This window comes from Streptomyces sp. CLV115, assembly GCF_038448545.1.
In the GTDB taxonomy this organism is placed as follows: domain Bacteria; phylum Actinomycetota; class Actinomycetes; order Streptomycetales; family Streptomycetaceae; genus Streptomyces; species Streptomyces sanglieri.
This window is the reverse complement of the sequence record NZ_JBCEWQ010000004.1, coordinates 118,335-142,049: the sequence shown is the minus strand read 5'-3', so window position 1 is coordinate 142,049 and position 23,715 is coordinate 118,335. Positions and strand designations below refer to the sequence as shown.

Genomic DNA, 23,715 nt, shown 5'->3' with positions numbered 1-23,715 from the left:
CAGGTTCAGGGGGACGACACACCCCCCGGCCTTCAGGACGGCGAGCATCATCACGTAGAGCTCGACCGAACGGTTCAGGTGGAGGCCGACCGGAGTGCCCCGGCCCACTTTCCCCTGCCGCAGCGATCGGGCAGCCTTGTTGGCGAGGGAATTGAGCTCGGCGTACGAAATGTGTTCGCCCCTGTGCACCAGCGCGGTGCGCGCACCGAACCTCGCCACCGTCTTCTCGAAAAGCCGGGGAAGAGTGAGGTCGGCCGGTAAGTCGGGGGATGTGAGGCTGGACATGCCTCGCGTTCCTTTCCGCGCAGCCCTGGTCGTTCCCGGGGAACCCAGGGGAGAAGGCAGTGAATTCGGTCGCCCGAAGGCTCGCTCCGGTATCCGACACGAGCAAACTGATTTCCTATCGGAAACCACTATCCGATGGGCGAACCGCCGCTGTCAAGTCTTCATAGGACAACCGGCCACCGCGCGTGAGCAGCTCGAACGCGAACTGCGACGCCTCGCGCCCCACGGCCAGGCCGATGTCCTCGAACCATTCCAGGCTGGCCTGCGCGGCCCGCTGAACCGCCGCCACGGCAGGCCCGCGCAGCTGCTCGTACGCGACGAGCGCGGCCTCCGGCGAACCACCGCCGCCCCCGAGGCAGCCGTGGTCCCGGAGGAGACCCGCCAGCACCAGGGCGTCCTCCATGGCGAGCCTGGTGCCCGATCCGATGGAGAAGTGCGTCGTGTGGGCGGCGTCCCCGAGCAGCACGAGATTCCCCTGGTGCCAGCGGCGGTTGCGGACGACCGTGAACCTCCGCCACCGGGACCGGTTGCCGGTGAGCCGGTGCCCGTCGAGGGTGTCGGCGAAGATCTCCTCCAGCCGCTCGACGGCGAACCGGTCACTCCCGTCGGGGGTCACGCCGGCGATCGGCGCGGCGAGCCCCGCGGCCCGCCAGGCGTGTTCGTCGGCTTCGACGATGAAGGTGCTCAGCTCCGCGCTGAAGGGATAGGCGTGACCGTGCAGGGCCCCGTGCCCGCTCTCGGCGACGAGGAAGGTCAGCGCGTCGAAGGGCTTGTCGACGGCGAGCCAGATGTAGCGCGAGGTACGGGTGTCGAGCGAGGTCCCGAACACATCCGGACGTCCGGACCGAATGGCCGAGTTGGCCCCGTCGGCCGCGACGACCAGGTCGTACTCCGCCTGCAGCCGCTCCACCGGAGGACCCTGCTCACCGAAGCGGAGCGTGACGCCCGCCTCCGCGCAGCGCCGGTGCAGCAGCCGCAGCAGCTCCTTGCGGCCGATGGCCGCGAACCCGTGCCCGGCGCTGCGCACCACCTCGCCCCGGTAGCGCACGGCGATGTCCGCCCAGCGCGCGGACCGCGCCGCCATCGCGTCGTACAGCGCGGGGTCGGTCTCCTTGACGTCGAGGAGCGTCCCGTCCGAGAACACCACACCGAATCCGAAGGTGTCGCCCACGCGGTTGCGCTCCCAGACCACCACCTCGCCCGCCGGGTCGAACTGCTTGGCCCACGCCGCGAGGTAGAGGCCACCGGGCCCTCCTCCGACCACCGCGATCCGCACGATTCCTCCCTGGGTCGTTGTGAGTCGCCGATCCGGACCGGCGCGAGGGCGGCATGGCGCGTCCACCCCTCGTCGAGGCCCGGACGCGTCGGGGCCGAACGGGACGACATGGCCACCGGCGCACTCCGACGCTAGCATGTAATTTCCATTCGGAAACCATATTGCTTCGGATGACTTGTCTGGAACACGACGCTCTTTCGAGGAGAATCCGCGCATGGCCCGCACCGACCTGTCCACCGGACCCACCTGCTCCCCCACCGCCGCCGAAATCGTCGGCCAATTGCTGGGCGCCCCCGAGACCCCCGCGTTCGCACTGCTGCGGCGCACCGATCCGGAAACCGGAGAACCCGGCCCGGTCGAATTACTGCTCGGCCGGATGACCGAGGCCGACCGGATATCCGGCATCCCGCTGCCCGGGAAGGACGTCACCGGCCCCGGCGCCCTGGCGCTCGTCCCCTTCCGGCAGATCCGCGAACGCGGCCTCGAATGCCACGACGACGCGACCCCACTCCAGGTGCTGGAGGTCGAGCGGGTCCACCGGATCGACACGGACGAGTTGCTGGCCGCGCTGCCGGACGCGCCGATCGCCCTGACCGGCGCGGGGTTCGACCTCGACGACGACGCGTACGCCGCCGTCGTGGACCGCATCGTGCGCGAGGAGATCGCCCGCGGCACCGGCGCCAACTTCGTGATCCGCCGGGACTTCACCGCCCATCTGGACGGCTACGGCCCGCAGGTGGCGCTGGCCCTGTTCGGCCGGCTCGTCACGGGCGAGTCGGGCGCCTACTGGACGTTCTGCGTGCACACCGGTGCCGGGGACGGAGCCGGCGCGGGCCGCACCCTCGTGGGCGCGAGCCCGGAGGCCCATGTACGGGTCCGGGGCGACGAGGTGGTGCTGAACCCGATCAGCGGCACCTACCGCTATCCGGCGACCGGCCCGGACCCGGACGGACTGCTCGCGTTCCTCGAAGACGCCAAGGAGACCGACGAGTTGTACATGGTGGTCGACGAGGAGCTGAAGATGCTCTGCGCGGTCGCCGACCGGGACGTCCGGGTGCGCGGCCCGTTCCTCCGCGAGATGGCCCACCTGGCGCACACCGAGTTCGAGATCGGCGGGCGCGGGGTGCGGGACGTGCGGGAGGTGCTGTCGCGCACCATGTTCGCCGCGACCGTCACCGGCAGTCCGCTGGAGAGCGCCTGCCGGGTGATCCGCCGCTACGAGCCGAGCGGTCGCGGCTACTACGCCGGGGCCCTCGCGCTCTTCGGGAACGACACCGACGGCTCCCCCTGGCTGGACTCCCCCATCCTGATCCGCACGATGGACATCGCGCCCGACGGGGCGCTGCGGATGCCCGTGGGCGCGACGCTGGTGCGCGACTCCGATCCGTATTCCGAGGCCGCCGAGACGCGGGCCAAGCTCGCCGGCGTGCTGGGCGCGCTGGGCGGCCCGGACCCGCGCGCGGCGGACGCCCCGGCCGGGCCCAAGGTGTCGCTGTCGTCGCCGCGCGTCCTCAAGTGCCTGGCCGCCCGGCGCGAGAACCTCGCCCCTTTCTGGCTGGAGCCCGGGGACGGGACGAGGAGGCCGGGCCCGGTGGGGGACGTCCCGGGGGACGGCGCCTTGGTGATCGACGCCGAGGACGACTTCACCGCCATGCTGGCCCACCTGTTGCGCGCCTTCGGACTGCGGACCGCCGTGCACCGGTACGACGGCCCCGGCCTGGAGCGCGCGCTCGCCGCGCACCGCGGACCCGTGGTCCTCGGCCCCGGGCCCGGCGACCCCGACGACACGGGCGACCGCCGCGTCGCACGGCTCCGCGACCTGTCCCGACGGCTGCTGGCCGACGCGCGCGCCGGCAAGAACCCGGTCCTGGGCATCTGCCTCGGCTTCCAACTGCTCTCCTCCTGCCTGGGGTTGACCGTTTCGCGCGCCGAGCGGCCCCGGCAGGGAACACAACGCACGATCGAGGTGTTCGGCACTCCGGCGACCGTCGGTTTCTACAACTCCTTCTCCGTGCGCGCCGGGGGCGGCCCGGCCGGGGCCCTGCACCGGGCCGGGGTGGAGCTCTGCCGGCTGCCGGGCACGGACGAGGTGATCGCGCTGCGCGGTCCCGGTGTCGCGGGGGTGCAGTTCCATCCGGAGTCCGTCCTCAGCCGCTCCGGGGCCGAACTGTTCCTGGGCCTGATGCGGGACGCGTCCCGCGAGGGGGCGGTGTAGGCGTCCGCGGGGCACTGCGGGGGGGGGACGCCCCGAAATGGGGCGGCCCGTCCCTCCGTCGAGAAGCCGGTTATGCTTGCATCATTTCCATCCGGAAACCAAGTAGGGGTGCATCGGACATCACAGCGGCCCCGGCCCACCGTGTCCGCCTCAGAAGGAGCTCACCGATGACGGACCCAGACGCTGTCCACGCACAGCTCAGCCCGCCCTCCGAGCTGGAGGACGCGCTGTCCCATCTGCAGTGCGTCCTGGTCGCACGGCGCACCGCGACCAACCCCGAGGGCATCAACTGGCAGCAGTACGACGTCCTGGAGACGCTCCGTATCCGCGGTGCGATGAACCCGTCACGGCTCAGCGAGTCCCTGGGGGTGTCGCGGCAGACCGCGTCCAAGGCGCTGCGCGTCCTGAAGGACCTGGAGCTGATCGAGCAGGCGGCGCTCGGTGAGGACAAGCGGGAGCACACGACGTCGCTGACTCCGAGGGGGCACGCCTTCCTGGCCAGTGCCGCGCGCAGCCGGCAGGAGAACTTCCGGGCTGCCGTGGAGGTGCTCTCGCCCGGCGAGCAGGCCATGTTCACCGAGATGTGCCAGAAGGTCGCCGACTCGATCGACACCCTGCTGCACTGAGCGCCGCCCTCCCCCCGATCCCCGGTGGACCGGCGCACGGCGGTGGCCGGGGGCGCCACGGGCGAAGGAGTACCCGCCCACCGTTCGGCGTGCTGTCCGCGTCCGGATGCGGACAGCGCCTCCCCCTGCCCGTCGTCACGAGGGCATGGCCGTCCGCTCGCCCTGCCGGACCGCGCGCTGCTGCCAGTGCGCGGCCACGGCCACGGCCTGCATCAGATTGAGCCGGGGGTCGCACAGGGTCCGGTACCGCGGGCCGCGCACCGGTGTGACTCCGGCGCCCGCGCATTCGCCGATGTCCAGGGGCGACGCCTCCACGTGCAGTCCGGCGCATCTGCCGCCGTGGTCGGAGACGATCGACAGGAACCAGCGGATCTCGTCCATGATGGCATCGAGGTGACGGACCTTCAGGCCGGTCCGGTCCTGGACGGTGTTGCCGTGCATCGGGTCGCACATCCACAGCACGGGATGGCCGGCCAGCCGCACCGCGCGCACCAGGGCGCCGAGCCGGTCGATCTGCGTCGCGCCGAAACGGGCGATGAGAGTGAGCCGGCCGGGGATGCGTTCCGGATCGAGGAGCGCGCACAGGCGCAGCACCTCGGTGACGGTGGTGCGCGGGCCCACCTTGCACGCCACCGGGTTCTCCAGGCGTGCCAGCAGCCGTACGTGCGCGCCGTCGGTCTGCCGGGTGCGTTCGCCGATCCACGGCCAGTGCGTGGAGGCGAGGTAGCGTCCGCCGTCGCCGGTCGGCCGCACCAACGGTGCCTCGTAGTCCAGGAGCAGGGCTTCGTGGCCGGTCCACACCCGGTCCAGCGGTGCGGCGCCGGCGCCCCGGCCGATGGCGTCGAGCGAGCGGAGGACCTCGCGCGCGGCCCGGTAGCCGCCGATCATCCGGCCGGGGTCGGCCCGCCGTGCCCGGTGGGTCGGCTCCGGCCCGTTGACCATGGGGCCCCGGTAGACCGGCACGCTGCCGCCGACGACGCATTCGTACATCTGCGACCTGGGCTTGGCGAACTGCCCCGCCAGCCGGCCGGCCCTCACGACCGGCCGGCCGGCGCCCACTCTCATGATGTCGCCGAGGATGTCCAGCATCTCGGCCTTGGGCGCGACATCGGCGACCGAGGACTCGGCGGGGTCCTCGGCGCAGTCGCCCGCCATCAGCACGCACAGCTCGCCCTCGGCCGCCCGTGCCAGCAGGCCGCCCAGTTGCCGCACGTCGTCCCACCGCACCAGCGGGTCGCTCCCGGCCAGAGTCGCCCGGACCGTCTTCACCTGTGCCGGGTCCGGCCAGTCGGGCTGTTGGGCCGCCGGAAGGCCCTGGATCGGAGCCGGATCGATGTCCCCCACGTCGGGGCCGGCCACTGACGTACCGTCGTTCACTGGTCATCTCCCGGGATGCCCCGGCTCTCGGGCCGGGGAGCAGCGGATTCTCGGATCGGGGCCGCGGTGCGGCCGGACGGCCGCGCGGGTGCGGCCGGCTGAGCTTCGTGCGCGCTGTTCGGGACTGCGGGACGGATGGCGGGGTGTTGTCCGCGGGGCACGTCGCGTCCCGGGCGTTCGCCGGGCGGCCCGGAACCGCGAGGCGGCAGGCCGGCGGAAGCGGCCCCGGGGACCCGGGCCCCCGGGGCGTGGACGGTGCCGAATCCGCCGGGGAGTCCGGCAGGCGGGCCCAATGGGCGGATCGGCGGCCGTCGGACGGCTCAGTCGAGCCCCCCTGTCTGACGGAAGTACTCGATCATCCGGGTCACGGCCGCGACGTCGATGGCCGGAAACTCCATGCCGAGGCGCCGCAGTGACCGCGCGGTCGCCTCGTTCGCGTATGTGTTCTCACCCAGTTCCAGCGCGCCTTCCTGGAACAGCGGGACGGCCGCGGCGAGCGCGTTCGTGGCGCCGGACGCCGCCGACCGTTCCAGGGCGGCGAACCACTCGTCGCCCGGAACCACCTTCAGCGGGTAGCCGGCTCTCCTGATCGCCTCGTGCACGACCTCGAAGTCCGCGCCCTCGGGGTGGAACAGGTGGTACGTGGGGTGGTCCTCCTGCCGGGAGAGCAGCACCAGCGCGCGGCTGACGAAGTCCACCGGCAGCAGGTCGGTGCGCAGTTGGTGGGCGGGCGGTGCCGAGCCCAGTTGCACGAAGCTCTTGATCTGCCGCCACAGGAAGTCGTCCGGCTGGCAGGCGCCGGTGGTGCTGTCCCCGGCGATCCGGCCCATCCGGTAGACGGTGACCGGGAGTCCGAGCCGCCGGGCCGCAAGGGCCTGCTGCTCGGCGACCCATTTGCTCTGGGTGTAGCCGATGCCGAGGTGTTCGGCGTCCCGGGGGACGCTGGTCTCGGAGATCACGCCCTGGTCCTCCGCGCGGGAGAACACCGCGATGGTGGAGGCGTAGTGCAGGGGTTTGGGCGTGCCGTCGGCGCAGAACGCGAGCACCTCGGCCATGCCGTCGACGTTCGTCGCCCGCACCGAAGCGTAGGGCGCCATGAAGTTGATGTGCGCGGCCGCGTGGTAGACCGCTTCGACCGTGCCGGACAGGGCCGCGTACGCCTGCGCGTCCAGGCCCATGTCCCGCCGGGCGAGGTCGCCGCAGACGGGCACCACCCGGGGGTCGTCGGCCGTGTGGTCGAGGCGGTAGCGGCGAGCCGTGTCCGCCAGTCGTCGCCGGGCCCGCTCGGGGTTCTCCGCCCTGACCAGGCAGTGCACCCGGGCCCGGGTGTGCGCCAGCAGGTCGCGCAGCAGGTAGGCGCCGAGAAAGCCGGTGGCGCCGGTCAGCAGTACGTCGCGGGCGCCCGCCGTGGTGCGTGGCCCGTACTCCCGGTCCGTGGCCCGTACGCCGCGGGTGGTCAGGCCGGCCGGCAGCCGTACGTCGGCGCGCAGGTCGGGGACCGTGGCCGCGGGGCGGGCCCCGCCCGTCGGGGCGGTGAGGGCGTCGACGCGGGCCGCCATGCCCGCGACGGTGGGGTTGTCGAGCAGGGCGCGCAGCGCGATGTCCACGGCGAAGTCCGCCCTCAACCGAGCCGCCAGCCGGACGGCCAGGATGGAGTGACCGCCCAGGGCGAAGAAGTCGTCGTGCGCGCCGATCGTCCCGGTCTTGAGGAGTTCGCGCCAATGGCAGGCGATCTCGCGTTCGGTCGGGGTGCTGAGCGGTGTGGTGTCCGTCGTCTCGGCGGTGCCGGGCCAAAAGAGCGCCGGCAGGGCCTTGCGGTCGATCTTTCCGCTGGGGGCGGTGGGGATCCGGTCGAGGAAGACGTAGTGCGAGGGCACCATGTAGTCGGGCAGCAACGGGCGCAGCAGGCGCCGCAGTTCGCCGCCGCCGATCCGCTCGCGCGCGGCGAGGAAGGCGACGAGCCGCTGGTCGCCGTCGTCGAACCGGACGGCGGCGACGGCCGACGCGTCCACCGGGTCGAGGCCGTTGAGTGCGGCTTCGACCTCGGACGGTTCGATGCGGTAGCCCCGGATCTTCAGCTGGGCGTCGGTCCGGCCCAGGTATTCGAAGTTCCCGTCGGTGTTGATCCGCACCAGGTCGCCCGTCCGGTACAGCAGCCCCTTGCGGCTCGGGACCACCGATGCGAGGGGATGGGCGAGAAAGCGCCGTGCGGTCTCCTCGGGAAGGTTGTTGTAGCCCGGTGAGATCAGGCCGCCGAGGTGCAGTTCGCCGGGGATGCCCGGGGGTACCAGGTGCCCGTTCGCGTCCAGGACCAGCATGCTGAAGCCGGGTACCGGCCGGCCGATGGCCGCCGTCTCCCCCCAGTGCGCCGGGTCGCCGTCGAGCCGGTGCACGGACACCACATGGCTCTCGGAGGGACCGTACATGTTCCACAGCCTCGCCCGGGGATGGGCGGCGAAGAACTCCCTGATCTGCGGGGAGACCACGAGTTGCTCACCGGTGGAGACGACTTCCTCCAGGGCGTCCAGCCGGGTTCCGGTGGCGATCGACACGGTGGCGAGCTGCTGGAGCGCGATATAGGGGAAGTAGGCGCGGGCGATGCGTTCGCGTGCCATGAACGCGCAGAGCTGGTTCAGGTCCTTCTGCAGCGCCTCCGGTATGAGGACGAGGGTGCCCCCGGCGCAGAGCGTGCCGAGTATCTCCTGGACGGACACGTCGAAGGAGAGGCTCATGTACTGGAGGGTGCGTGCCCCGGCCCCCACCGCGGTGACGGCCATCTGGTGCTCGACGAGGTTGGAGATCGTGGCGTCGTCGAGGACGACCCCCTTGGGGGCGCCGGTGGACCCGGAGGTGTAGATGACGTAGATCTCGTCGTCGGGCTCCTTGACCGGGCCCGGGTCGGTCGCGGGGAAGGAGGCGACGGTCTCGCGTTCTCGGTCCACGGCGAACAGTTCGTGGGTGTCGGGGAGTTGGTCGCACAGCGCCGTCTCGGTGATGACCAGTTCGGCCTCGGAGTCCCGCAGCGCGTACGCGATGCGGTCCGGCGGGTAGGACGGGTCGATCGGTACGTAGGCGGCGCCGGACTTGAGCGTCCCGAGCAGCGCGACGATCATGTCCGTCGACCGCCCGAGGAAGATGCCGACGCGGCTTCCGGCCGCGATGCCCCGGGACCTGAGGCAGTGCGCGAGCCGGTTGGCCCGCTCCTCCAGCTCCCGGTAGGTCAGCGAATCGCCGTCCCGGACGACCGCCTCGCCGTCGGGGGTCCGTTCCACCTGGCGGCGGAAGGAGTCCATGACGGGGCGTGGTCCGTCTCCCTCCCGGCGGCGCAAGGATTTCTCCACCGTCGCCTGCTCCTGCTCGGGGGGAAGCAGCCGGATGTCCGCGAGCCTCGCTCCGGGGGTGCGGACGAACTGGTCGAGGATGTGGAGGAAGCGCCGCCCCATCGCCTCGACCGTGGCACGTTCGAAGAGGCTCGTGTCGTACTCGAAGGTCCCGCTGAGCCCTCCGGAGCCGTTGCGGTCCTCCTCGACGATCAGGGAGAGGTCGTACTTGGCGCTGCGGCTTCCGTACAATTCCGTCTCCACGTCGAGACCGAGCCGCGCGAAGAGTTCCGGGTCGCTCTGCGGCATGACGAACATCGTCTGGAAGACGGGCGGGTGGACGGTGCTGCGTTCCGGTTGCACGCGTTCGGTGATCTTTCCCACCGGTGCGTGCTTGTACTGGAGGGAGTCGATGACCTCGTCCCTGACGGCCGCGTGGAGTTCGCCCAGCGTCATCCGGTCGTCGAGCACGTGGCGGAACACGATCATGTTGACGAGGTAGCCGATCACCCCCTGCGACTCGGCGGTGTCGCGCAACGACGCCGGGCTGCCGATGAGGATGTCCCGCTGGCGGGTGTACTTGTGCAGAAAGACCGCGTAGGCCGAGAGCAGCAGCATGAAGAGGGTCACGCCCTCGTCCGCCGTGCGCTTGCGCAGCGCGTCGGCCAGGGACGCGGACACGTGGAACCGTGCGACGTCGCCCTCCTGCGTCCGCGGTGTGGTGCGGGGCTTGTCCAGGGGAAGGTCCAGCAGGGGAAGCGGGGAGGCCAGCTTGGCCCCCCAGTACTCCAGCATCCGTTCGAGCGATTCCGGATCCAGCCGCTCCCGCTGCCGGCGGGAGAAGTCCTGGTACTGCACCGGCAGGGGGCGGTCGGGGACCTCGCGGCCGTCCCGCAGGTTCACGTAGTCGGTGAACCATTCGTCCAGGAGGATTCCGGCTGACGTCGCGTCGAAGACGATATGGTGCACGTTGCACAGGACGCGCGTCCGCCCGGCCCCGTCGGTCACGCACATCACCCTGAGCAGCGGCCCGGACGCCAGGTCGAAGGGCGGGTCCATGACGCCCCGGAGGATGCGCTCGTACTCCTCCTCGTCCGTGGCCTCCCGGACCCCGAACACGAACCGCGGCTCTGGCGAGATCTTCTGCACGAGCTCGCCGTCCGCCATGAGGAATGTGGTGCGCAGGGCCTCGTGCCGCGCCACGGTGTTACGAAGGCTCCGCTCCAGGAGGGACGGGTCGACGGCGAAGCCCGCCTCCAGCACGATCGGGGCGTTGTAGATCGACGGGTTCGGGGAGGACTGGTCGATGTACCAGAATCCCGCCTGCCCGAAGGAGGCCGGCGGTGGTCTCATCAGCGTTTCGCCGATCACCCTCGTCGCGGTGGTGGTCGACGAGCCGTTGCTCCGTCCACGCGATTCCTCGACCCACCGGGCGAGATCGGCGACGGTCCGGTGCTCGGCCAACGTCTCCGGTGCGATGTCGATTCCCAGGATGTTCCGGATGGCCGTCGCGAATTCGGCGAGGTGACCGTCGGGCGTCGTGAGGGGTGCCGTTGTGGAGTGGTTCCGAAGTCCGGTGACGCTCCCCCATGCCTGCACCAGGACCGATTCCAAAGGGCTCTGCATGCTCACCGCTTTCCGCACCATCGCGTGGCGCAGCAACACCAACTGGTTTCCCTATGGCAATCAGACTGGTTGGTGCGCCCTCGGGATGTCAAGAAAAACAAACCACGCCCGCGCTACGGGGACGGCACCGTCCGGCGGCTCGGTCCACGTCCCCGGGGCGGCTCCGCCCGCACCTTGGGGGCGGCTCCGTTCACACCTTCGGGGCGAGGCGGTGGGGCGGGGGCGGCTGGGCTATTCGACCGCTTCCCGGGACCGCCGCACCTCCTGCGCGAAGAGCAGCCATTCCTGGGAACACTGCTGGGCCACCTGTGCCACCACATCGCTGCAGTGCAGCGGAACCGATCCCGCGAGCCGCCGCCACATCTCGTCGTCGATGGTATGCGCGCTCAGCAACTGCAGCAGGGAGCGGCCCAGTTCGGACTGACGGAGCGCAGGGTCCTTGCGCAGGCTGACCAGTGCGGACAGCTTGTCGGTGCTGCGACCGGGCGTTCCCCGGTCCCCCCGCCGCGAATCCGCCGCGGCGGCCCCTTCCGCGCCCCTCCCGGCCCGCACCGCGATCGTCCGCGTCCCCGCTTCCGGTGCCGGTGGTCCGTTCCGCAGCCTCTGCGGAACGGGGTCACGCCCTTCTCGTATCCGGTCCCGTACGTCCTTGGCCGTGGAGAGGGCGATGCCGGCCTGCGCGGCGATGTCGCGCAGCGAGGCATGGGGCCGCTCGGCGATGACCCGCACGGCGGCCTCGCGGCCGGCGGCCGCGTCGAGCGGACGCACCCGACCGTCCGCCCCCGTTCGGGCGTTCGACTGATCACTCTGCCCGGTCGAACGGCGCCGCAGCGCGGCGACGGTTCCCGGCGCGACTCCGGTCACCCCCGCGATCCTGCGGTCCGACCAGTGGGGGTGGCTCTCGACGATGCGGGCGGCCGCGGCCGTACGGTCGTCCCCCGAAAGCGGCAGCCCGTGCCGGGAGTTCAGCCGCACGGCCAGGACGAAGACGTCCCTGTCCGTGCCCTCGACGAACCGGGCCGCTATCCTCCCCTGCCCCCTCAGCACCGCGGCGCGCAACCGGTGGACGCCGTCGACGACGCGCATCGTGGGCCGGTGCACCACGATCGGCGGCAGCGCCGCCCCCGATTCGGCCAGCGCCCGGGCGTGCCCGATGTCCTCACCTGCCACCCTGGGCGAGTGGCCGAGCACCAGGTCCTCCACGGACACCAACTCGACCCCAGAGCCTTCGGTCTCACCCGTCTGCAAAGGGCGCGCCGCTCTACCGGCCAGCACATCGGACATGGGAGGAGCGCCTCTCTGCGTTCGACGGACACGAGGGGACACGGTCCGGGGCGCCGCCGCCCCTGTCGTTCCCGGCGTCCGCGAGCCATGTGTGTGCCGACCGGCGGACAAAACGCGGCAACACGACTGCTGACACGCATGGTTGACGATGGGGTCGCCGCCCCACAAGTGCACTCGGCCGACTTTCGGCCACTCTCCGGCCCGCGCCGGGCGCGAGAACGCGCCACCCCCGGACCCGCCCCGCGGTGCGCTCCGCCGCACGAGCGTGCTGGCCACGGGCACACACCGGCGTTCCCCGCCCTCGTATCGCGCCGGGGCCCCCCTTCGGCCATCCGGAGACCGGGACATCGCATCACCCCGCACCGCCACGCGCGCCCGGTACGCACGGGACGGCCCGTACCGTCCGGGCCGCCGACCCGCCGGGACGCGCGCCCTCCCACCTGCGCCGCCACGTCGACGTCGACGCTGCCGCACCGCCCGGTCCGGCGCGCGGCAATCGTCGGGCCGTGCGGTGGGGAGGGTGCGTCCGGTGGTGCGCGGGGCCGGGTCCGCCGGCCGGTGGCCGGTGTGGCGGAGAAGAGCTCTCCGCGCACCTCGGCGTGGTGCGCGCCCCGCGCTCCCCGCCGGACCCGTCGCCTTGACCCGCTGACGCCGGTCGGGCGGGCCGGTGCCCGAATGGTCCCCCGGAATGACCGAGGGCCGGTTTCGGATTGCTCCGAAACCGGCCCTGATCTACGACTGTCTCCAGTCGGGACGACAGGATTTGAACCTGCGACCCCTTGACCCCCAGTCAAGTGCGCTACCAAGCTGCGCCACGTCCCGATGCCCGTCTGACCTGGGGTTTCCCCCTGGCTGAACGCGCATGAGAACAATACCGCACTCGGGCGGGTGGTCACGAACGCCTTTGCCGCTTGACCTCGACCACGCTTGATGTTCAACGCTTGTTCCATGACGAACACCACCGCCGCACCGGCGCGCGACCACCGTGACATGTACCGACTGATGAGCCTGATGACGGGGGCCGAGAAGCACGGCCCCGCGGCGACCTCAACCCTCGACGCCCTGTGGGTGCTGTACGACCGGGTACTGCGGGTGACGCCGGACACCGTCGACGCGCCCGACCGCGACCGGTTCCTGCTCTCCAAGGGGCACGGGCCGATGGCGTACTACGCGGTGCTGGCCGCGCACGGGTTCTTCGGCGAGGAGCTGCTGGCGGGGTTCGGGTCGTACGGATCGCCGCTCGGGCACCATCCGGACCGGATGCTGGTGCCGGGGGCCGAGATCGGCAGCGGGTCGCTGGGGCACGGGTTGCCGCTGGCCGTGGGGAGTGTGCTCGGGCTGCGGGCGCAGGGGCTCACCGACCCCAGGGTGTGGGTGCTGATCGGCGATGCCGAGCTGGACGAGGGCAGCAATCACGAGGCGCTCGCCTACGCGGGCCCGGCCGGGCTGGAGCAGCTGCACACCGTGGTGATCGACAACGCTTCGGCCTCGTACGCCCGGCCGGCCGGGATCGCGGCCCGGTTCGAGGCTGCGGGCTGGTCGGTCGCCTCCGTCGACGGGCGGGACCACGAGGCGCTGTACGCGGCATTCACCGCACCGCACCCCGGGCGGCCACGGGCCGTGGTCGCGCACGTCGACCCCAAGCCCTGAACACACGGGCGAAAGACCGAGGGCACCGGTACACAACACGAGAGGGACACTTCAGATGGACACGATGCGTGACCGCTTCATCGCCACCACGTCGCAGCTGCTGGACGAGGACCCGCGCCTCGCCCTGGTCCTGGCCGAGATCAGCCGGGACGGCTTCGGCCCCGCCGCGCGGGCCCATCCGGACCGGGTCGTCAATGTGGGAATCAGGGAGCAGCTGCTGATCGGCGCGGGTGCCGGGATGGCGCTCACCGGACTGCGGCCGATCGTGCACACCTTCGCCAGTTTTCTGGTGGAGCGGCCGTTCGAGCAGGTGAAGCTGGACTTCGGCCACCAGGGAGTGGGCGGCGTGCTGGTGAGCGCCGGAGGCTCGTACGACTGGCCTGCCGGTGGGTTCACCCACATGTCGCCGGGCGATGTCGCGCTGCTGGACACACTCGACGGCTGGACGGTCCATGTGCCGGGCCACCCGGACGAGGCCGAGGAACTGCTGCGGCAGGCCGCGGCCGGGGACGACCGGGTGTACGTACGGCTGTCGGTGCAGTCCAACGAGAAGGCGCGGCCGGTCGGCGCGGGGGCCGGGTTCACCGCGGTGCGGGAGGGGACGGGCGGGGTGGTGATCGCGGTCGGGCCGATGCTCGACAATGTGCTCGCCGCGACCGAGGGGCTCGATGTGACAGTGCTGTACGCGACGACGGTGCGGCCGTTCGACGCGGCCGGGCTGCGGCGGGCGGTGGGTGATCACGGGGCCGCCGATGTGGTGATCGTCGAGCCGTATCTGGCCGGCACCTCGGCCGCTGCCGCCAATGACGCGCTCGCCGAGCTGCCGCACCGCGTGCTGGGGCTGGGGGTGGGGCGGGCCGAGCTGCGCAAGTACGGGGAGATGGACGAGCACCTCGCCGCACACGGGCTGGACGCGCGGGGGCTGCGGGAACGGATCGGCGGATTCCTCCGCCACTGATCCGAACGGAGCGGGGCGGCGGGGCAGGGTGGTGCGGGAGGCCGGCGAGGTGGTGGCGCGGGAGAGCACGGCGACGCCGCCGGTGGTGGTGTGACCGGCGGCGTCGCTGCGTTGCGCAGTGCTGTGCTGTGCTGTGCTGTGCTGTGCTGTCGTGCGGGTTCGTTGTGCTGTGCCGCAGCGCGGGTGCGTTCTGTTGTGTTGCGTTGAGCATGCGTTGTGCTGTGCCGCTCGTCGGCGGGCGGATCGGGGTGGTCCGGCGGCGCGGAGCAGCCGTTACGGGTGGACCAGCACCTGGGACAGCGCCACGCGGCCGGTGCCGGATGTCACGATCCGCACCGTACGGGTGCGGCTGTCCAGGTCCAGGACCGTCGGGCGCAGTGCCTTCCCGCTGACGTGGATCGTTCCGTCGTCCGTGACCACGTCGAAGTCGGCGGTCGTGGAGGAGGAGTTGTTCCAGATCTCGATCTGGCGGATCCGCCGCTCGGTGCCCAGGTCGACCTGCCACCAGGCGCCCGCCCCGGACAGGGTGCGGGTGTCCGTGTTGGTGTCGCCGTCCAGGGCGAGTGCCGCGTCCGCCGTGCCCTCGGTGGAGGACTGGGTGGCGGTGCCGGTGCGGGCCAGGTCGGTGCGCAGCTGCTCGACGGGGCCGCCGTGGGCGCCCGCCCGGCCCGCGACGGCGAGCGCCTCGGCCGGCAGCCGGTCCAGGCCGGTGAGGTTGTCCGTCATGACCGAGCCCTTGCCGCCGAGTGCCGGCGCCGCGGTGTCGGTCCAGTTGCCCCGGGCGGTGTTCTCGATGCCGTAGTCCGCCCAGTTGGAGACCCACTTGTACCCGATCCGGGTGATGACGTTGCGTTCGACGCGGATGTGCGAGGACTGCTCGTCGAGGTAGATGCCGTTGCCGTCGCGCTCGGTGTTGCCGAACGCGGAGCGGTTGATGTAGTTGCCGGAGAGGACCGTGCCGGGCTGGGCGCCCTGGGTGTAGATGGCCCCGCCGTCGTGCTGCTCCCGGGCGACCTCCATGACGTCGGTGATCCGGTTGTCGGTCACTTTGTTGTCGCGCAGGACGGACTTCTGCGACTCGGGCTGGTTCCAGCCCCAGCCGACCGAGATCCCGGAGTACGGGAGGTGGTCCAGGCTGTTGTGGTCGATGGTCAGCCCGGCCTCGTACCCGGCCCAGATGCCCACCGAGTCGGTGTACTCGACGCCGGAGCGGGTGATGGTGTTGTACGCGACGGTGTTCCGCTCCCCCGCGAGCGCCGCCGACGGCATCGGCTCGGTGTCACCCACGTAGACGGCACCCGAGGACAGGTCGATGAAGGACGAGCGGGTGACGGAGCTGTCCTTGGTGCCCGCTTCGAGGATCGCGCCCGCTCCGCCGAGCCGGCTGAACCGGCCGTTCTCGATGCTGATGTGCTGTCCGCCGCGGACGGTCACGGCCGCGGCGGGCTTGGTGTAGAAGCGGCCGGCGTGGTCGACGGGGCCGGTGGCTCCGGTCAGGGTGAGACCGGCCTGCATGCCCGCGTAGCCCTCGTCGGTGCCCGGCTGACGGTACGCCGCGTAGGCGAAGCCGATCCCGCTGACGGTGACGTCATGGGCGCCGTCGACGACGAGCAGTTGTTCGGTGTGCGGGGTGACGGCCTGTGCGCGGCGCATGTTCTCGCCCTTGCGCGGCAGGTAGGTGACGGTGCGGTCCTTCGAGTTCCAGACGAACTCGCCCGGTCGGTCCAGGAGTTCGGGGGCGTTCTCGAAGAAGGCGACGCCGCTGTAGCGGGTGGAGTCGACCGTGGTGGAGTCCCAGGCCGGGCCGGTGCGATCGGTGCCGCTCGCCGAGTTGGTCCAGCAGGGCTGGGCGAAGGTCATGACATCGCCGTTCACGGCCGCGATCCGGCAGTGGTAGTTGCGCCAGCGGACCCGGATGACGGCTTCGGCGTCGGTGGGGCGCTGCCAGTCGGCGATGCCCGTGGCGACCGCGCCGGTCATGCCGGTCTTCGTGGCGTCGCAGGTGCTCGCCGCGCAGGCCTCGCCGCGGGCCGGGGTGGCGCGCCTGCCGTCGACGAAGAGCTGGCGGGGGGTGACGCCGGCCGGGACTCCGGCGGTCCAGGTGCCGTCGGCGTTCTGCCGCCAGCCGGTGATGTCCCGTCCGCCGGAGAGGACGGGGCGGGCGCCGGGGGCCGCGCTCCAGGTGACGGTGCGGCCGTCCTTCCCCGAGTCGGCGGCGCCGAGCCTGAGCGGCTCGTCGAGCTTGTACATGCCGTTCTTGAGCAGGACCCGGACGTCGCGCCCGGTCTCCGCGCGGGCCCGGTCGCGGGCGCCCTCGGGGGTGCAGGGGCGGGCGACCGTACAGGAACTGCCGTGTCCGTCCGGAGCCGCGTACAGGGTGCGGGTGCCCGGTGCGGCCTGGGCGGTGGGAGCGGCGAGAAGTGCGGCCAGGAAGGCGGCGGTGGCGGCAGCGGCGGTTCCTCGTACGGTGTTCAGGGGGCGGCGGTTCACGCGGAGGCCTTCCAGTCGGGGCGGCCGGGCATGGGCGGGTTCACGGCTCCGAAGAGCCAGTCGCGCAGGAACGGGTCGAGGGAGGAGTCGCGGGTGACACCGACGGTGTGCCGGATGAACGCCTCGCTGGTGTAGGTGGAGTCCTTGAAGCGCTTCACCCACTCGCGCATGACCTTGTCGAACGTCCGCCGGCCGATCCGGAGGCGGAGGGCGTACAGGACCAGGGCGCCGCCGTCGTAGATGTTGGTGCCGCCGAGCGCCTTGGGCAGTCCGGGCGGGCCGTCGGCGGCGCGGACCGCGTCGAGCTTCTCGTACGTCGCCTTCATCTTGTCCTCGAAGACCGCCCAGCCGCGTTCCTCGCCGTACAGGCCGGCGTAGTACACGGCGGGGCCCTCGTTGAGCCAGGCCTGCTGCCAGTCGTCGGGGGTGACCGAGTCGCCGAACCACTGGTGGACCAGTTCGTGGACCATGGTGGTCTCGTACCCCGGGCGGCCGTCGGCGTTGGGCTTGAACCAGTTGGTGGAGAACAGGGAGAGGGTCTGGTTCTCCAGGGCGTCGGTGTAGCCGTCGTAGATGTGGACGCCGTAGACGGAGAACGGGTAGCGGCCGAACTTCGCCTCCAGCCAGGCCAGATGGTCCGCGGTCCGGGCGACGATCGGACCGTACTTGTCCTCCTGGCCCTGCGGGACGATGTGGCGCAGAGGCAGTCCGCGGTGGCTGGTGCCGTACAGGTAGGTGCCCTTGACGACGGCGATGCCGATGAGTTCGGTCGCCATGCGCTCGCGGAGGGCGAAGTGCCAGACGGTGGAGCCGTCGGCGCGCGGGGTCTTGTGGAGGAGTTCACCGTTGGCGGCGGCGACATAGCCCTGCGGGGCGCTGATGTGGAAGGTCCACGTCGCCTTGTCGGACGGGGTGTCGTTGCAGGGCAGGAAGGTGTCGGCGCGGGAGGACTGGGCGGCCGAGGCGAAGCCGCCGTCGGTGCCGAACTTCCAGCCGGTCAGGCCGAGTCGGGGTGCCTTGCCGTTGCCCCGGTAGCGGACTTCGGTGGTGAACGCCTGTCCGTCGTGGAGCGGTCGGGCGGGGGTGACGGTGAGTTCCTGGCCGCTCTTGCCCGGCGAGAGCACCCAGGTCGCGGGGCGGCCGGCGACGGTGACGGAGTCGATGGTGTGTCCGTCGGTGTCCAGGTTGAACGCGGAGAGGTCCTGGGTGGCCCTGGCGTTGATCCGCACCACGGCGGTGAAGTCGTAGGTGACCGGGGTGAAGTCGAAGGTCAGGTCGTAGTGGACGACCTGGTAGCCGCCGTTGCCGAGGGTCGGGAACAGCGGGTCGCCGACACCGTCCGAGCCGGGCTTCGGGTCGAAGCCGTGCGACCGGGCGGAGGCGGGCGAGCCGAGGGACGGTACGGCGACGGCCGCGGCCACCGCCGCGCCGCCGAGCTTCAGGGCCGAGCGTCGGGTCGTCACTTCTTCCCCTTCTGGAAGGCTTCCTCGAACTCTCCGCGGGCCTGCTCGCCGCCCTTGGCCAGGTAGTCCTTGACGAGCTGGTCGTAGGCGGACATGGGCTTGCGGCCCGCGATGATGTCCTTGAGCGCGTCCTGCTTGAACGTGTAGAGGCTGCCGGAGCCCTTCGAGTCCCAGGTGGGCGAGGAGTACTGCAGGGTCGGGTCCTGCTCCATGATCGGAATCATCTTGGTGAAGGCGTCGTGGACGTGGCGGACGCCCTGTTCCGAGTCGGCGCTGAAGATGGCGGGGACGGCGGAGGCCATGAACTTCCACGGCACGGTGACGTCCTGGGTGCCCTGCTTGGTGAGGGCCGGGTTGCCCTTGGCGTCGCGGGTGAAGTCCGTGCCCTCGACCCCGTAGTTGATGAGCGTGTACTCCTGGCTGCCGAACGGGGAGGCGGCGAAGTCGGCGAGGGCCAGGACCTCCTTGACCCGGTCTCCGGACGCCTTCTTGACGTGGGTGTTCTCCAGTTTGACGTTGTCCATCCAGGCGATGGCGTCCTTGCCGAACGGGACGAAGGGGCGCGGGTCGTACTTCTTGTCGATGGCCTGCATGGAGGCGATGTAGCCGACGCCGGGTGCCAGGTAGGTGGGCATGCCGTCGTAGACGTAGGCGCCCTTGCCGTTCTTGAACATGTCCGTGTACTGGGCCTTCTGCGCCCCGGACATCTGGAGGGTGCCCGGGTAGAAGCAACCCGCCTTGTACAGCAGCCGGGCGGTCTCCACCGCCTTGCGGAACTCCGGCGTCTCCAGGTCGGTGGTGAACTTTCCGGTCTTGGCGTCGAGCCGCCAGTAGTAGGGCGCCCCCGCGGACATCGCGAGCATGGTGGTGGCGCCCGCGATGATGGCGTACTGGTCCTTCTTGGGCCGGGTGAGCTCCTTGCAGACCTCGACGAACCTGTCGAGGTCGGAGATCTGGGCGAGGTCGGTGACGCCGACCTCTTCGAACAGGTCGTGGCGGTAGACGCCTGCGCCGCCGGTTCCGGTGCGGGCGATCGGGATGCCGTACAGCTTCCCGCCGAAGATGGCGGCCTGCCAGGCGCCCTTGGGGATCGCGGCCAGGTTGGGATAGTCCTTGATCCTGTCCCCGGCCAGGTGCGGGGTCAGATCGGCGCACTTGGCCTGGAGGAAGGCCGCCTTGTTGTCGACGCCGCCCACCTCCGGATACATGAAGAGATCGGGCAGGCTGTCGCTCGCGACCATCGTGGAGAACTTGGTGCCGTAGTCGTCGGCGGGCACGGCGGTGATGTTCACCTGGCCGCCGAGGAGCTTCTCGATCTCCTGCCAGGCGGCGTTCTTGCCGCGGGCGGGCGGCGGCGGGGAGAAGGTCTCCATCGTCGCGCTGATCGGCTTCGCCCCCTTGAGCGGGGTGCCTTTCGTGGCGCGCAGCGGCTTGGCCGGGTAGCTGAAGAAGCCCTGCGGAACGCCGGCCGCGGTGCCTGCCAGATCGGGGTTGAGGCCGATGTTGCGGACCGCGGTCTCCGGGAGCAGCGAGGCGCTCTTGGCCTCCGCCTTCGCGGTCGTGCCGCCGTCGCCGCAGGCGGCGAGCAGCGGGGCGGCGGCCAGTCCCAGACCGACGCCCGCACCCATGCGGAAGAGTGCTCGGCGATTGATGGGGGTGGAGCTCGACACCTGAATCTCCTTGGGAGAGGGGAAGGAAGGAGTGGGGGGCGGTGTGGCGGTGGCCGCGCTCAGCCCTTGACGGCGCCTGTGAGCACGCCCTTGGTGAAGTAGCGCTGGAGGAACGGGTAGACGCAGAGGATCGGTACGACGGCGATCACCAGGACCGCCATCTGCACGGCCTGCTGCGGGGCGAGCACCTCGCCCGCCGAGGCGGCGTTCAGGCTCTGGCCCTGGAGCACGTAGGTGCGCAGCACCATCGGCAACGGCCACTTGTCGGAGTCGTTGAGGTACAGCAGCGAGTTGAAGAAGGCGTTCCAGTACGTCACCGCGTAGAAGAGGCTGATGACGGCGAGGACGGCCTTGGACAGCGGCAGCACGATCCGTACCAGGATGCGGAAGTCGCCGGCTCCGTCGACCTTCGCGGCGTCGTACAGCTCGTCCGGCAGGTTCATGAAGAAGGACCGCAGGACGACCAGGTTGAACGCGCTGACCAGGGTGGGCATGACGAGCGCCGCGTAGGTGTCGTACAGGCCCAGGCCCTTGACCAGCAGGAAGTTCGGGATGATGCCCGCGTTGAAGAGCATCGTGAACAGGGCCGTCATCAGGATGAAGCGGGAGCCGGTGACGTCTCGGCGGGAGAGACCGTACGCCATGCCCACGGTGACCAGGAGGCTGGCGAGGGTGCCGAGGACCGTGATGCCGACGGAGACGATCAGCGCGCGGGTGACGACCCCGCCGGTGAAGATGGTGCGGTAGGCGTCCAGGGTGGGGTGGTCGGGCCACAGGACGAGGCCGGAGCTCTTGATGATGTCGGTCTGCGAGGCGAAGCTCGTACCGATGACGCCGACCAGCGGATAGGCGACGGCGAGGACGACCACGACGACAGCTATCGCCTTGGCGGTCTGTCCGATGCGGGTGGGCCGTTCCATCCACGGGGGCCGGCCGTCCGACTTTCGTACGGGAGCGGGCGGGGGCGCCGGTGCGGTGGATTCCGTAGTGGCGCGCGTCTTCTCAGCGGTCAGCACCGCGGTACACCCCTTCGTGGCCGAGTCGGTGGGCGAACTTGTTCGCGCCCAGGACGAGTGCGGTGCCGATGACCGCCTTGACGAGTCCGACGGCGGCGGCGACGCCCCAGTCGTTGTCCTTGATGCCGTGGTAGTAGACGTAGGTGTCGAGGACCTCACCGGCGTCCGGACCGACCGCGTCGCGCTGGAGCAGGATCTGCTCGAAGCCGACGGAGAGGATCTGTCCGAGGTTGAGGATCAGCAGCAGGATGAGCACGGGGGCGATGCCCGGCAGGGTCACGTGCCACAGGCGGCGTCGTGGTCCGGCGCCGTCGATGGCGGCGGCCTCGTACTGCTGCTTGTCGATGTTCAGCAGCGCGGCGAGGATGATGATCGTGCCCCAGCCGGCGTCCTTCCAGGCCACCTGGAGGGTGAGCAGCCAGGGGAAGGCGTCGGGGTCGCTCATCATGTCGTAGCGCGGCAGCCCCATTCCCCCGAGGACGTCGGGCAGGAGCCCGGCACCGCCCAGGATCTGCTGGAAGATCGAGACGATGATGACCCAGCCGATGAAGTGCGGCAGATAGACGACGCTCTGTACGAACCGCCTGATCCGGTCGCTGGCGATGCTGTTGAGCAGCAGGGCCAGGGCGATCGGGATCGGGAAGAAGAACACCAGCTGGACGAGGGCGATCTCCAGGGTGTTGAACGTCGCGGACCAGAAGGCCGGCTCACCGAACGCCGCGGAGAAGTTGGCGAACCCCACCCAGACGCTGTGCATGTAGCCGAGGTACGGCTGGTAGTCCTGGAACGCCACGACGTAGCCGAGCAGCGGTACGTAGTGGAATACGACGAAGTACAGCAGTCCGGGCAGGGTGAGCAGCAACATCACCCGGTCCCGCTTGATCCGCTGCCAGAGGCTCAGCCGGTGCTGTGCGTCGACGGCCCCGGCGGCGGGCGGGGAGGGTGTTTCAGCCTTCTGCCGCCGCTTCTCCCGCGGCAACGGGGGTGCTGTTTCAGCCATGGTGCGTCCTGTTCGGCTGGGTGGCGCGTGGTGGGCCTTCTGGGGCCGCAAGTTAGTAAGCGGTTAACCCAAGCGTCAAGAGATCCGGGCAAAAGTCGTTGAGTCGCGATGTCCCGGCGGCTGAATCCAGCACCTCGAAACCATAAATAAGGTATGGAAATGGACAGTTGAAGCGGATGAGAGCTTGACGGTCGACCATCACGCTCCCTAGCGTGCCGGTCATCCCATAGAACGCGATTACTGTCCGGAGGCAGGGTGCGAACCACCGAAGAGGCGCCGGCACATTCCGGTAGCGATGCCGCGACACCGTCCCCGCGACGGCCGCGCACGCTCCTGGTCATGAGCCCCGGGCTGCTCGACGACGTCTTTCCGCCGCCGGTCCGGGCCCGCCTGGAAGAGACCGCCGACCTGCGGAACCCGTCCGTGATCAGCGAGTTCGACTCCCCCGAGGCCTCGGCGGCACTGAGCTCCGCGGAGGTGCTGCTCACCGGCTGGGGCTGCCCGCCCGTCGATGCCGAACTGCTGGACCGGGCGCCCGCGCTGCGTGCCGTGATCCATGCGGCCGGCACGGTGAAAACGTTTCTGTCCCCGGTTGCGTTCGATCGCGGGATCGTCGTCTCGTCGGCCGCCGCCGCCAACGCGGTGCCGGTCGCCGAGTTCACCCTGGCGGCGATCATCATGGGTGCCAAGCGGGTGTTCCCGCTGGCCGGGCTCTTCCGCACCCGGCGCACCCACCGCACCGGCGCCGACCTCGACCGGCAGCACTGGCTCGGCACGCACGGGCTGACCATCGGTGTGGTCGGGGCCTCCCGGATCGGCCGCCGGGTCATCGAACTGCTCCGGGTGCTCGACGCCGAGGTGCTGCTCCACGACCCCTACGTCGGCGCGGCCGAGGCAGAGCTGCTCGGCGTCACCCCGACCGACCTGGACACCCTGGTGGCGACCAGCGACGTGGTGACCGTGCACGCCCCGGACACCGCGGAGACCCGCGGGATGATCGACGCCCGGCGGATCGGCCTGATGCGGCCCGGCACTCTGCTCGTCAACACCGCGCGCGGCCGGCTGGTGGACACCGACGCGCTGACCGGGCACCTGGTCAGCGGGCGGCTGGACGCGGTCCTCGATGTGACGTCGCCCGAACCGCTGCCGGACGGCCACCCCCTGTGGGACCTGCCCAACGTCTTCCTCACCCCGCATCTGGCGGGCGCCCAGGGCAACGAGGTGGGGCGGCTGGGGGCGCTCGCGGTGGACGAGCTGGTCCGGTACGCGCACGGCACACCGTTCGACCACCCGGTGCACCGGGACGACCTGGGGAGGATCGCGTGAGTGCCGCCGCCCGTGCCGGCACGAGGTCCACGGCCTGCGCTTTCGGCCGACGCGGCGGGCGTACGTGATGGGTGGCGCGACGGAGCGGCGCCCGCCCGGAGGGGCACTAGGCTCGGCGTCACACAACAGCCAC

The 23,715-nt window shown here is 71.0% G+C and carries 15 protein-coding genes and 1 tRNA gene; 5 read left to right on the top strand and 11 right to left on the bottom strand.

What is annotated here, in order from left to right; all coding sequences use genetic code 11:
* A partial coding sequence (locus AADR41_RS02810) for an AMP-binding protein (protein WP_342279761.1) occupies nt 1-285 on the bottom strand: 285 nt, incomplete at its 3' end.
* Nucleotides 286-400: 115 nt separating this feature from the next.
* Nucleotides 401-1,561 carry an FAD-dependent monooxygenase gene (locus AADR41_RS02805; protein ID WP_342279760.1) on the bottom strand — a complete coding sequence of 387 codons (1,161 nt, stop codon included), beginning with the start codon at nt 1,559-1,561 and terminating at the stop codon, nt 401-403.
* A gap of 214 nt (nt 1,562-1,775) precedes the next feature.
* Here AADR41_RS02805 and AADR41_RS02800 point away from each other — a divergent pair, with 214 nt between their 5' ends.
* Together AADR41_RS02800 and AADR41_RS02795 are read left to right on the top strand one after the other, a co-directional pair.
* Nucleotides 1,776-3,776, top strand: a complete 2,001-nt coding sequence (locus tag AADR41_RS02800) for an anthranilate synthase family protein (RefSeq protein WP_342279759.1) — start codon at nt 1,776-1,778, stop codon at nt 3,774-3,776.
* A gap of 167 nt (nt 3,777-3,943) precedes the next feature.
* Nucleotides 3,944-4,402 (top strand): MarR family winged helix-turn-helix transcriptional regulator, encoded by a 459-nt coding sequence (locus AADR41_RS02795; protein WP_342279758.1) that lies wholly within the window; start codon nt 3,944-3,946, stop codon nt 4,400-4,402.
* Nucleotides 4,403-4,537: 135 nt separating this feature from the next.
* Here the strand turns inward: AADR41_RS02795 and AADR41_RS02790 are convergent, their stop codons facing one another.
* The 4 genes from AADR41_RS02790 to AADR41_RS02775 form a co-directional block, all read right to left on the bottom strand.
* Nucleotides 4,538-5,779, bottom strand: a complete 1,242-nt coding sequence (locus AADR41_RS02790; RefSeq protein WP_342279757.1) for a 3-deoxy-7-phosphoheptulonate synthase — start codon at nt 5,777-5,779, stop codon at nt 4,538-4,540.
* A 320-nt stretch (nt 5,780-6,099) separates the two neighbouring features.
* On the bottom strand, nt 6,100-10,725 hold the full coding sequence (locus AADR41_RS02785; protein ID WP_342279767.1) for a non-ribosomal peptide synthetase: 4,626 nt from the start codon (nt 10,723-10,725) through the stop codon (nt 6,100-6,102).
* Between the two features lie 231 nt (nt 10,726-10,956).
* Complete coding sequence (locus AADR41_RS02780) at nt 10,957-11,934, bottom strand: ParB/RepB/Spo0J family partition protein (RefSeq protein WP_342279756.1); 978 nt, start codon at nt 11,932-11,934, stop codon at nt 10,957-10,959.
* An 823-nt stretch (nt 11,935-12,757) separates the two neighbouring features.
* Nucleotides 12,758-12,831: transfer RNA gene (locus AADR41_RS02775), tRNA-Pro, on the bottom strand.
* A 126-nt stretch (nt 12,832-12,957) separates the two neighbouring features.
* On the opposite strand from AADR41_RS02775, the gene AADR41_RS02770 reads away from it, so the two are divergent.
* Together AADR41_RS02770 and AADR41_RS02765 are read left to right on the top strand one after the other, a co-directional pair.
* A complete protein-coding gene (locus AADR41_RS02770; RefSeq protein WP_342279755.1) occupies nt 12,958-13,659 on the top strand; it encodes a transketolase in 702 nt (233 codons plus the stop codon).
* A gap of 55 nt (nt 13,660-13,714) precedes the next feature.
* On the top strand, nt 13,715-14,617 hold the full coding sequence (locus tag AADR41_RS02765; RefSeq protein WP_342279754.1) for a transketolase family protein: 903 nt from the start codon (nt 13,715-13,717) through the stop codon (nt 14,615-14,617).
* A 273-nt stretch (nt 14,618-14,890) separates the two neighbouring features.
* On the opposite strand, the gene AADR41_RS02760 is transcribed toward AADR41_RS02765, so the two are convergent.
* From AADR41_RS02760 to AADR41_RS02740, 5 genes are all read right to left on the bottom strand, one after another.
* The gene (locus AADR41_RS02760; RefSeq protein WP_342279753.1) at nt 14,891-17,107 is read right to left on the bottom strand and encodes a right-handed parallel beta-helix repeat-containing protein; all 2,217 of its coding nucleotides are present in this window, start codon (nt 17,105-17,107) and stop codon (nt 14,891-14,893) included.
* Entirely contained in the window at nt 17,104-18,570 is a 1,467-nt protein-coding gene (locus tag AADR41_RS02755) for a M1 family metallopeptidase (RefSeq protein WP_342279752.1), read from the bottom strand. Before AADR41_RS02755 ends, AADR41_RS02760 begins: the two co-directional genes overlap by 4 nt.
* Nucleotides 18,567-20,240: an extracellular solute-binding protein gene (locus tag AADR41_RS02750; protein ID WP_342279751.1), complete on the bottom strand. Its 1,674-nt coding sequence runs from the start codon at nt 20,238-20,240 to the stop codon at nt 18,567-18,569. The genes AADR41_RS02755 and AADR41_RS02750 overlap by 4 nt, the downstream gene beginning before the upstream one ends.
* Nucleotides 20,241-20,299: 59 nt before the next feature.
* Nucleotides 20,300-21,160, bottom strand: a complete 861-nt coding sequence (locus AADR41_RS02745; protein ID WP_124720602.1) for a carbohydrate ABC transporter permease — start codon at nt 21,158-21,160, stop codon at nt 20,300-20,302.
* A gap of 82 nt (nt 21,161-21,242) precedes the next feature.
* A complete protein-coding gene (locus tag AADR41_RS02740) occupies nt 21,243-22,256 on the bottom strand; it encodes an ABC transporter permease (RefSeq protein ID WP_124720603.1) in 1,014 nt (337 codons plus the stop codon).
* Nucleotides 22,257-22,595: 339 nt separating this feature from the next.
* Here AADR41_RS02740 and AADR41_RS02735 point away from each other — a divergent pair, with 339 nt between their 5' ends.
* Complete coding sequence (locus tag AADR41_RS02735) at nt 22,596-23,582, top strand: hydroxyacid dehydrogenase (RefSeq protein ID WP_342279750.1); 987 nt, start codon at nt 22,596-22,598, stop codon at nt 23,580-23,582.
* Nucleotides 23,583-23,715: the final 133 nt, after the last annotated feature.